Below are 11,565 nucleotides of genomic sequence, written 5' to 3'. Positions count from 1 at the left end.
TTTTTTACAAACCAAATACACATTGAGTTATTTTAATGATATCCTCATTGAATTTACTGTATAAATTAACTAAATTCGTTTATCTATCTTTTTCATCAACTTAATAAATTAAAACATGAAATTTGCATTTAAACTTGTTGTGCTAACATTGGCAATGGGGGTTTTGTTATCATGCCAGAATAAAACTGAAAAAACTGAAACCACAAATACAATCATTAATGAGATTCCATCTGTTAATGGTGATAAACAAGACACCTTTTACCAATACTCTATTTGGTTTGCTTTTGTTAATAGGGTTTTTGACGGTAGCCTTACCGTAAAAGAGCTTAAAACACATGGTGATGTGGGTTTGGGTTCCTTTGACTTGTTAGATGGTGAGTTGGTAATGCTTGATGGTATCGCATACAGAATTAGAGAAAATGGAGAAATTAGTGTTGGTCAAGATAATGATGAAATTGTATATGCTGATGCTGCATTCTTCAATAAAGAGGATGTTTTTTTTATTGAAGAACCTTTAATTTTTAACGATTTAGCAGCTAAACTAGATATCAAAAAGAAATCGCCACATTACTTCTATATTTATAAAATTCATGGTTCTTTTAAACGTATTAAATTAGGCGGAGTACCTAAAGTAGAACCGCCATTTACAGAAGGTTTAGACGTTTTAATTCCTAACAGACCTGTATTTGATGCAGAAAATATTACGGGCACGTTAGTTGGGTTTTATTGTCCGGATTATATTGGAAACATCAATGCTAAAGGGCACCATTTTCACTTTATCAGTGATGATAAAAAATGGGGTGGGCACGTGATGGATTTTGAATCTTCTTCTACATTAGAAGTTCAGTTTGACACCAAAATCAAATACAAATTTGATTTACCCGTAAGTAAAGATTTTGAAAATGTAAATTTAAGTAAAGAGTTTCAGTATAATTAGAAATCATTTTTTTGAAAGCCGTCTCCGTAAAAGAAATAAAACAAGAACTCAATACACTATCTCATAAAGAATTACAGGATATTTGTTTACGATTATCTCGATTTAAAAAGGAAAATAAAGAACTCCTTACCTATCTATTATTTGAATCGCATAACGAAGCAGAATATATAGAAAGTGTTAAAGGGTATATAGATAATGAGTTTGAAATCATTAACAAAGACAGTTTTTATTACATTAGAAAAAGTGTTAGAAAAATTCTCAGAAATATTAAAAAATACATTAGATACTCTCAAAACAAAGAAACTGAAGTGGAGCTCCTACTCTACTTTTGTAAAAAACTAAAATCTTTTAAACCAAGTATTAACCGTAGTACTCAATTACAAAATATGTATCATCGCCAATTGATATTGGCTAAAAAGCTTATTTCTAAGTTTCATGATGATTTACAGTATGACTATCATATTTTGATAGAAGAATTAAAGTGAATGTAACCTTTTAATATTTACATTTATTAAAAATTTAACTTTTTATTGATCAAATTTTCACCCAAACAGTAAGTGAATTTAACTTTATTTGTGTATTCTTTTGATTCAATCAATTTAAACTTCATTCAAGAAACATACAATGAAATTAAATTTATTTACTGTTGTAATTCTTTTATTCAATGCCACGCTTTTTGCCCAAACGCTCTCGGGAAAAATAATAGATGAGTTTAAACAACCCTTCCAGGGTGCCAATATTATTAATAAATCATCTGATAAACACACGCATTCCAATGAGCGTGGAGAGTTTACTATAGAAAGTTGTTCTGTTGGCGATACTTTACAAATTTCAAATGTAGGCTTTGAAACAAAATTATTTGTAATAAAAAATTTAGAACAGTATTTAACTTTAGTTTTAAATGAAAAGATTATTACTTTAAAAGAAATAGTTATTTCTCCTAAAATAAATGCACTTCATATTATTACAGATATAGATATCCAGACCAATCCAGTAAATTCATCCCAGGATATATTAAGAAGAGTACCTGGGCTTTTTATAGGGCAACATGCTGGAGGAGGAAAAGCTGAACAAATATTTTTACGCGGTTTTGATATAGATCATGGGACCGATATAAATATTACCGTCGACGGATTGCCTGTTAATATGGTATCACATGCTCATGGACAAGGTTATTCCGATTTACATTTTATCATACCAGAAACCATAGAAAATATAGATTTTGGCACAGGTCCGTATTATCAAAACAAGGGCAACTTTACCACAGCGGGATATGTAAACTTTAAAACAAAGGAGCAATTAGACAAAAGCTCCCTTCAAATGGAAGTAGGGCAATTTGATACCTACAGGATGCTAGGAATGTTTAATATTATAGATGGTGATAAACATAATGCCTATGTTGCCACTGAATATATATCTACTGATGGTTTCTTTGATAGTCCTCAAAATTTTAACAGAACGAATGTCTTTGGTAAATATTCTGGTGCATTATCTATCCAAGACAAATTGGGTGTAACACTTTCACATTTCAACAGTAAATGGGATGCTTCAGGCCAAATTCCACAGCGGGCAATAGATAGTGGTTTAATATCTCGATTTGGCGCTATAGATGATACAGAAGGAGGTTATACCTCACGTACCAATGTGTTAATTGACTATGATAGAATAATTGATGACCGCTCGTCAATTAGTAATAAAGTCTTTTTCAACCAATACGATTTTGAACTCTATTCAAACTTTACTTTTTTTCTAGATGACCTTATTAACGGCGACCAAATAAGACAAAAAGAAGACCGTGTAATTTTTGGTTTAAACTCAGAGTATAATCAATCCTTCTCGAACGCTAACCTTAATGGAAGTTGGCAAGCAGGTATAAGTTTACGAAATGACCAAAGCAAGGACAATGAACTTTCGCATACACGAAATAGAATTGAGACACTTGAACAATTACAGCTAGGAGATGTAAATGAGACCAATATAGGAGCCTATGCAGGCGTAAAATTTGATGTAAAAAAATGGCGTTTTAATCCTTCCTTAAGAATAGATTATTTTAATTTTCAATATAACGACCATTTGATTTCTGCCTATACAACTCAAGAAGAGAACAAAGCTATTATTAGTCCAAAGTTCAATATTCTTTTTAACCCAAATCAAGAATTGCAGCTATACCTAAAAACAGGTAAGGGATTTCATTCTAATGATACTAGAGTGGTCATTGCTGAACAAGGCAGAGATATTTTACCTGCAGCTTATGGGTTTGATGTTGGTTATATATGGAAACCTAAACCAAATATGATTTTAAGTATGGCTTATTGGTATCTTTATCTTGAACAAGAATTTGTTTATGTAGGTGATGCAGGCATCGTGGAACCAAGCGGAAAAACAAGAAGACAAGGAATAGATATAAACTACAGATACCAACCTTTGTCATGGCTGTTCTGGAATTTTGATGCCAATTACACTTATGCACGTACCATTAATGAACCCGAAGGGGAAGATTATATTCCTCTTGCTCCAGACTTCACTTTAGTAAGTGGCCTTAATTTTGTATGTAAATCAGGATTTTTTGGTAGCATAAATGTTAGACATTTAGCAGACCGTCCAGCAAATGAAGATAATTCCATTATAGCAAAAGGTTTTACGGTAACCGATTTAAATGCAGGTTACAAATGGAAGAAAATGAGCTTAGGAATTCAAATTCAAAATCTATTTAATACAGAATGGAATGAGGCACAATTTGCCACGGAATCTAGACTAGTAAACGAAACAAGCCCAGTAGAAGAAATTCATTTCACACCTGGTACGCCCTTTTTTCTAAAAGCTCAAATTCAGTATAATTTTTGATAGTTGCATTAGTTAATTGAATTTAAATTAATTACCATTCTCAAAGTTTTAAAATTTATTTTCAAATACTACTTAAGTACATATAGTTAAAAGACACACACGTACTTATTGAATCCCATCCTTCTTCAGTTTTATATTCACTAAGAAGACATCATTTTATACTTCAGGCTCCATGCACGTACAATTTACAGATTCAATATGATAAAAAAAAGATGAAAAAATTGTAGGTTTGCACCCTAAATTAGAAGCGACTCTATGAAGATTTCATACAATTGGTTAAAGCAATTCATTAAAATAGATTGGACTCCTGAAAAAACCGGAGAACTATTAACAGATTTGGGTTTAGAGGTAGAAGGTATTGACATTTACCAATCTGTAAAAGGCGGCTTAGAAGGTGTGGTTGTTGGTGAGGTTTTAACCTGTAAAAAACATCCAAACGCAGATAAATTAAAAGTTACTACCGTTAATATTGGAGGTGAAGAACCTTTGCAAATAGTTTGTGGTGCCCCTAATGTTGCTACTGGTCAAAAAGTACCTGTTGCCACTATTGGCACAACTTTATATTCTCCTGAAGGAGAGAGTTGGACAATAAAAAAAGGAAAGATTCGTGGTGAAGAAAGCTACGGAATGATTTGTGCCGAAGATGAATTGGGACTTGGAAAATCTCATGAGGGCATTATGGTATTAGATAAAAACGTTAAAGTTGGAACTCCTTGCGCTGATATTTTTGATATTGAAAACGACCACGTCTTTGAAATAGGTTTAACACCCAACAGAGCAGATGCCATGAGTCATTTAGGTACTGCAAGAGATTTAAAATCTGGTTTATTACAAAAGGATATAAATCTGGAGCTCATTACACCATCAGTAAGTGCATTTCGTATCGATAACCGTATGTTGAAGATGGATGTTGATGTCATCAATAAAGATTTGGCGCCACGATACTGCGGTGTTACAATTTCTGGGCTAAAAGTTAAAGAATCTCCTAGTTGGCTTCAAAACAGATTAAAAGCTATTGGTTTAGTTCCTATTAATAATGTGGTTGATGCTACCAATTATGTGCTTCACGAACTCGGACAACCCCTACACGCTTTTGATGCTCTAAAAATAGCTGGTAACAAAATTAAAGTTCAAACTTTGAAAAAAGGAACTAAGTTTACAACTTTAGATGGTATAGAACGAGAATTGCATGAGGATGATTTAATGATATGTGATGCTGAAAAACCTATGTGTATTGCAGGAGTGTTTGGAGGTGAGCACTCGGGAGTTTCAGAAAGTACTACCAGTATATTTTTAGAAAGCGCTTATTTCAACCCAGTTTCAATTAGAAAATCTGCCAAACGTCACGGATTAAATACTGATGCCTCATTCCGATTTGAAAGAGGTATTGACCCAAATATAACTGAATATGCGCTAAAACGCGCTACTTTATTGATTCAAGAAGTAGCAGGTGGTGAAATTACTAGTGATATTGTTGATATTTATCCCAATAAAATTGAAGATTTCCAGGTACGCTTAAGCTTTGAAAATACCAAAAATTTAATTGGAGAAGAAATTCCAAAAGAAACTATTAAAAGTATTTTAACCTCACTTGAAATAAAAGTGAATAATGTTACCGAAACGGGGTTAGGTTTAACCGTTCCTGCTTACAGAAATGATGTTCAACGTGAAGCCGATGTTATTGAAGAAATATTACGCGTTTATGGTTATAACAATATTGGTACTACAAAAAAATTAAATGCTTCTATCTCCAGTACTTTAAAATTTGATGATTACAGAATACAAAATGTGGTTGGAAACCAATTAGTATCACAAGGGTTCTTTGAAATTATGACCAACTCATTAACTACGGCCAAATACATTGAGTTAAGTGAGCATTTAAAAGAAACGCATAACATCTCTATTTTAAATCATTTAAGCACTGACTTAGGGGTCATGCGCCAAAGCCTATTATTTTCTGGATTAGAAACAGTTAGTTATAACATAAATAGAAAACAAGATAACTTAAAACTGTTTGAGTTTGGTAAAACATATCATCAATATGATGACTCCAGAGAAGAATTCAAACACTTATCTGTTTTTGTAACAGGAAATCGTTCACAAGAACGTTGGACCAATACAGTTACAAAAAGTGATTTCTTTTTTCTAAAAGGAACTATTACTGCTGTTTTAGATCGTTTAGGTTTATCTCGTTACAAAGTCTCACCTGTAAAAAATGATATTTTTAGTGAGGGTATTAGCTTATCATTGGGAAAAAATAAATTAGTAGACTTTGGATTGATAAATAAAAAGGTTTTGAAGCACTTTGGAATTACTCAGGATGTTTTGTATGCTGATTTTGATTGGGATTCTATTTTAGATATGGTAAAACATAACAATGTAAAGTTTAAAGAAATACCTAAATACCCGGCAGTAAGACGAGATTTCGCATTGCTATTAGATGACTCCGTTTCTTTTGAAGATATAGACAAAATAGCATCTCAAACCGAAAAACAATTACTTAAACATGTTGATTTATTTGATGTTTACCAGGGTAAAAATTTACCAAATGGTAAAAAGAGTTATGCCATTAGCTTCACCTTACAGGACGAAAATAAAACACTTACCGATAAACAAATTGATAAAATAATGAAAAAACTGCAAGCTAATTTTGAAAAAGAATTAGGTGCAGAACTAAGATAATATAGTTTGAATATAAATTTTAAAAGCCAGCATTAGCTGGCTTTTTTTTCGATTAAATTTTGTATATTTAAAAGAACACTTAAATTTATTAACCATGACAGATTCTAACTATATAAAGGTTTTTACAGGGGATTTAATTATTGTTCAACGTATTATAAATGAACTTGAAAAGGTAGACATTAACCCCATAGTAAAAGACCAAACAGATTCAGGAATTATAACAGACATTTTAGGAAGTTCTGTTTCACACTTTCAAGAAATATATGTAAATAAAGATGAACTTGATAAGGCTGTTCTTGTAATTGAGGAAATAAACTCAGAGTTACAAGCTTAAACTGTTACACCGTACATTTTATTGCGTAAATCCTTAATCTTTGGGTCTTGCATATACTCATCAAAGGTTGTGTATCTATCAATCACGCCGTTTGGTGTTAATTCCACTACTCTGTTAGCAACCGTTTGCGCAAACTCATGGTCGTGCGTCGTGAATAAGATAGTACCTTTAAAATTTTTAAGTGAATTATTAAAGGCTGTAATACTCTCTAAGTCTAAGTGGTTTGTAGGTTCATCTAGCATGAGTACATTAGCTCTTAACATCATCATTCTACTTAACATACAACGTACCTTTTCTCCTCCCGAAAGTACGTTACTTTTCTTTAAAGCCTCTTCACCGCTAAAAATCATTTTCCCAAGAAAACCACGTATGTTAACTTCTTCGCGTTCCTCTTCTGTTTTAGCCCATTGGCGTAACCAGTCAACAAGAGTTAAATTATTATCAAAAAATTCGCTATTATCTAATGGTAAATACGATTGCGTTGTAGTTATTCCCCAAGAGAATTTTCCAGCATCTGGTTTTTCATTGTTGTTTAAAATTTGATAAAACGCCGTTGTAGCTCTAGAATCTCTTGAAAACACAACAACCTTATCACTTTTTACAAGATTTAGATCTATATTTTGAAACAGAATTTCTCCATCAATAGAAGCTGAAAGTCCTTCAACATTTAAAATCTGGTCACCTGCTTCTCTTTCACGCTCGAATATAATAGCGGGATACCTGCGAGAAGAGGGTCTAATATCTTCAATATTTAATTTTTCAATCATTTTCTTTCTACTAGTTGCTTGCTTACTTTTTGCAACATTGGCAGAAAAACGACGGATAAATTCTTCTAACTCTTTCTTCTTCTCTTCTGCTTTTTTATTTTGTTGTGCTCTTTGGCGTGCTGCTAATTGCGATGATTCATACCAAAATGTATAGTTACCGGAATAATGGTTTATTTTTCCAAAATCAATATCTGAAATATGTGTACATACTGCATCTAAAAAATGACGGTCGTGAGATACCACAATAACACAATTATCGTAATTTGCTAAAAAGGTTTCAAGCCAAGAAATGGTTTCATAGTCCAAGTCATTGGTAGGCTCATCCATAATAAGCACATCCGGGTTTCCAAAAAGCGCTTGTGCCAGTAATACACGTACTTTTTGCTTTCCGTCTAAATCACTCATCAAAGTGTAATGAAAATCTTCTTTTATTCCTAAGTTAGATAACATAGCTGCAGCATCACTTTCGGCGTTCCAACCATTCATTTCTTCAAACTGTACCTGAAGTTCACCAATCTTTTCAGCATTTTCATCAGTATAATCAGCATATAAAGTATCTATTTCAGTCTTAATTTTAAATAATGGCTTATTTCCCATTAAAACTGTTTCTAGTACCGTTTGCTCATCATATAAATTATGATTTTGCTCTAAAACAGACATACGTTTACCAGATTCTAATGACACGTGCCCTGATGTTGGTTCCATTTTTCCAGACAATATCTTTAAGAATGTGGATTTCCCTGAACCATTAGCTCCTATAATACCATAACAGTTTCCTTGTGTAAAGGTTGTGCTTACTTCATCAAAAAGAATACGTTTTCCAAATTGAACTGAAAGATTTGATACTGATAACATGTGCTTATTTTAAATTTTTGGCAAAAGTAGAAAAATGAATTGGTAAGAGGAAACTTAAATAGCCTATTTTAAACCGCTTAAAAGAACTGTTTAACTTAACGTTTTCAATATTTAACAACGCATTAACAACACTTTATAACAACAACACATATTTTTGTATAGCAAATCATAACTGACGAGGGATTCATGAAAATATATGTTTCTATATTATTATCCTCATTAATGTTTTTTTGGAGCTGTGAAAAAAATAGCTCTAGTACTGAAAATAACATTGCCTATTTTGGTGGGGAAATCATAAACCCCACCACTAAATTTTTAGTTCTTGAAAAAGGAGAACACAAAACAGATACTATCAGACTTGATGGAAGAAATCGCTTTCTTTATAAAATAGATAGTCTTAAAGAAGGTATTTATACTTTTAAACATGGAGGAGAATATCAATCTATTTTACTAGAACCAAATGATAGCGTGTTGCTCAGACTTAACACTTTAGAGTTTGATGAATCTTTAGTTTATACGGGGAAAGGAGCTAAAAAGAATAATTATTTCATAAATGAGTTCTTAGAAAACGAAAAAGAAGAAAAATATATCCTTAAACTGTGTCAATTAGAGCCTTTGGAATATCTAAAGCGTGTTGATTCTTTAAAGCAGAGAAGACTTGATAATTTAGAACGTTTTACAAAAAAATACGATGTTTCAGATTTATTCCATAAAATAGCACTAGCTAACATAGGTTTTAACTACAATGCTAGTAAAGAAATGTATCCGTTTATGCATTATGGCAATAACAAAGGTGATTTTTTAATAAAATTACCTGACGATTTTTACAGTTATAGAGAAACCATAAACTACAATGATACTTTTTTTAAACATTATCATAACTACCATAAGTTTTTGAGAAGTAATTTCAACAACATCTCTCTCGAAGCACACTACAAACACAAGGGAGATGAACGTTTTAAATGGAGCTCTGCTTGTTTTAATTTAGACAGATTGCATCTCATAGATAGCTTAGTTACAGATGAAAGTATTAAGGATGAATTACTTTATTATTTTACAATTAAATATATTTCATTAAGTAATAACCCAAAGGGTAATAGCCTAATATTGGCATCTTTTTCTGAAAAGACCAATAATGAATTTTCTAAAAACTCTATGGAACATTATGTTAGGGCATTACAAAAATTAGAACCCGGCTCAAAACTTCCTAGCATACCAATTTTAGATTACAATAACAATGAGTATGAAATAAACTCTGTTATCAATAAACCTACAATAATTACCTTTTGGTCTAATGGTATGTATAGCCATTTTAAAGATAATTATCTAAAAATAAAAGAACTAACAGTTAAATATCCTGAAGTAAATTTCATCACAATAAATGTTGATGATATCGGTCTTGAAAAACCAAAGCAAATACTAAAAGATTGTAAGTTTAATTGTGATAATCAATATTTATTTAAAAACCCAGAGGAAAGTAAAAAAGCTTTAGTCATTTACCCTGTTACCAAAACCTTTATTATCAATGAAAATAAGGAAATAGTAAGATCTAACGCTAATATCTTTTCAATGAGTTTTGAAGAACAACTTCTTGGTTTAATAAATAATTAGTGTATAGATAAAGTATAGGCTCTAGAAGTATTATTTGTACATAAAGGGTCATGACAAATGGTTCGCCCTTCAAAATCATCATAATAGCACTCATCTAAAGATTCTACATACAAAGACACTCTAATTGTAAACCTTCCTTTTTCTATAGGTGTACCCTCAAATATGACTTTTCTATAATCATAATACACTTCAATACCCTTAGGAATATTACCAGTTACAGTAAAATAGTAGTTGTAGCCATTATCGTTAGGTTCATTTTTTACTTCGGCCGAAATAGTCTCAAGATAAAACTGGTCAACACGGGCAAATTCCAAACTTTTATTTTGCAATTCAGGCCTAACATTTATGATACAATCCAGAACATCATCACAAGAAGCAAAAAAAATAAAAAACATTGAAAGTAAATAGTATAAATATTGTCTCTTCATTATCGATGACTTTAGAAACAACAGAATCAAATAGTATACCAATCACAAAATTGTAATCAAAGCTTAAAGTTTATAATGATTCATCAAAAGCTTTTCATAAACCTTATCAGGTAAAATTCGTTTTAAAACAATAGAGAATTTCTGCATGAACTCACCCACCTTATAGTGAACTTTAGGGTTGGTAGTGTTTATTATTTTAAAAACTTCCTTTGCCATTAAATTAGGATCACTTCCAGAGTTAACATGTGCATTCATAAGCTTTAAGGTATTTCCATAAGGCTTTTTATATGGCGAATCTTCTATAAGTGGTGCATGATATCTGCCAGCTGCAATATTGGTAGCAAAATCTCCAGGTGCCACATTAGTCATTTTAATATTGAAATCTTTAAGCTCCATTCTAAAAGCTTCAGTTATCAATTCTAAAGCACCTTTACTGGCACTATAAATACCTCGGTAGGGTAATCCCATATAACCTGCTATTGAGGTTACATTAATTATCAAACCACTATTCTGCTCACGCATTTGTGGTAAAATAGATTTAATGACATTGATAGGTCCAAAAAAATTAGTATCGAAGTTATTTTGTATTTCAGCTTCCGGAATCTCCTCAATGGGTCCTGTGATTCCTGCCCCTGCATTGTTAATTAATACATCTAATTTTCCCTCTTTTTCAATAACAGTTTTAACAGCACTTTTAATAGAAGAAACATCTTTTACATCCAAAGCCAAAATAGGAAATTTACTGCCTTTATATTTTGAGGGATTACGGCTAGTACCATACACTTCAAAACCTTTTTCTGAAAGAAATTCACCAATAGATTTACCTATTCCTGATGAACCACCTGTTATCAATACAACTTTAGACATTTTTAAACTTTATTTAAAACGAAGTGACAAAATACAACATAGATTGCCGAAAAGAAAATTTAACTTTAGCGCATAAAAAAAGGCAAGCTACCTACATCACACCGCTACAACCGTTTACCTTTGCTGCGTTCCCGCCCTGGAGGATTCAACAGGAGCTGGTTGTGTAGGACTTGCCGGCTGCAAAGATACAACCTTTTAAAATTTTCACAATGTTTTTCTAAACTGATTTTAAATAAATAT

Annotated in this window: 9 protein-coding genes and 1 other RNA gene; 6 read left to right on the top strand and 4 right to left on the bottom strand. The window is 31.9% G+C overall.

The window, feature by feature from the left end; genetic code table 11:
* The first annotated feature begins 115 nt into the window (after window positions 1-115).
* The 5 genes from budA to E1J38_RS08080 all read left to right on the top strand — a co-directional run bounded on the left by budA (window position 116) and on the right by E1J38_RS08080 (window position 6,797).
* Window positions 116-937 (top strand): acetolactate decarboxylase, encoded by an 822-nt coding sequence (gene budA / locus E1J38_RS08100; RefSeq protein WP_133355535.1) that lies wholly within the window; start codon window positions 116-118, stop codon window positions 935-937.
* 11 nt (window positions 938-948) lie between these two features.
* Window positions 949-1,422 carry a hypothetical protein gene (locus E1J38_RS08095; RefSeq protein ID WP_133355534.1) on the top strand — a complete coding sequence of 158 codons (474 nt, stop codon included), beginning with the start codon at window positions 949-951 and terminating at the stop codon, window positions 1,420-1,422.
* A 139-nt stretch (window positions 1,423-1,561) separates the two neighbouring features.
* Window positions 1,562-3,781: a TonB-dependent receptor gene (locus E1J38_RS08090; protein ID WP_133355533.1), complete on the top strand. Its 2,220-nt coding sequence runs from the start codon at window positions 1,562-1,564 to the stop codon at window positions 3,779-3,781.
* Window positions 3,782-4,036: 255 nt separating this feature from the next.
* Window positions 4,037-6,463, top strand: a complete 2,427-nt coding sequence (pheT, locus tag E1J38_RS08085; protein ID WP_133355532.1) for a phenylalanine--tRNA ligase subunit beta — start codon at window positions 4,037-4,039, stop codon at window positions 6,461-6,463.
* Window positions 6,464-6,557: 94 nt separating this feature from the next.
* Entirely contained in the window at window positions 6,558-6,797 is a 240-nt protein-coding gene (locus tag E1J38_RS08080) for a putative signal transducing protein (RefSeq protein WP_133355531.1), read from the top strand.
* Here E1J38_RS08080 and E1J38_RS08075 read toward each other — a convergent pair.
* Complete coding sequence (locus E1J38_RS08075) at window positions 6,794-8,419, bottom strand: ABC-F family ATP-binding cassette domain-containing protein (RefSeq protein ID WP_133355530.1); 1,626 nt, start codon at window positions 8,417-8,419, stop codon at window positions 6,794-6,796. The two genes, E1J38_RS08080 and E1J38_RS08075, sit on opposite strands and share 4 nt — an antisense overlap.
* A gap of 186 nt (window positions 8,420-8,605) precedes the next feature.
* Between E1J38_RS08075 and E1J38_RS08070 the strand changes: the two genes are divergently transcribed.
* Entirely contained in the window at window positions 8,606-10,030 is a 1,425-nt protein-coding gene (locus tag E1J38_RS08070) for a TlpA family protein disulfide reductase (protein ID WP_133355529.1), read from the top strand.
* Here E1J38_RS08070 and E1J38_RS08065 read toward each other — a convergent pair.
* The 3 genes from E1J38_RS08065 to ffs all read right to left on the bottom strand — a co-directional run bounded on the left by E1J38_RS08065 (window position 10,027) and on the right by ffs (window position 11,501).
* On the bottom strand, window positions 10,027-10,458 hold the full coding sequence (locus tag E1J38_RS08065) for a hypothetical protein (RefSeq protein ID WP_133355528.1): 432 nt from the start codon (window positions 10,456-10,458) through the stop codon (window positions 10,027-10,029). The genes E1J38_RS08070 and E1J38_RS08065 overlap by 4 nt on opposite strands.
* A 63-nt stretch (window positions 10,459-10,521) precedes the next feature.
* The gene (locus E1J38_RS08060; RefSeq protein ID WP_133355527.1) at window positions 10,522-11,325 is read right to left on the bottom strand and encodes an SDR family oxidoreductase; all 804 of its coding nucleotides are present in this window, start codon (window positions 11,323-11,325) and stop codon (window positions 10,522-10,524) included.
* Window positions 11,326-11,402: 77 nt separating this feature from the next.
* Window positions 11,403-11,501, bottom strand: an RNA gene (gene ffs / locus E1J38_RS08055) — signal recognition particle sRNA small type.
* Window positions 11,502-11,565: the final 64 nt, after the last annotated feature.

The sequence above is a fragment of the Seonamhaeicola sediminis genome, assembly GCF_004358095.2.
In the GTDB taxonomy this organism is placed as follows: domain Bacteria; phylum Bacteroidota; class Bacteroidia; order Flavobacteriales; family Flavobacteriaceae; genus Seonamhaeicola; species Seonamhaeicola sediminis.
This window is presented reverse-complemented; position numbering and strand designations above follow the sequence as displayed.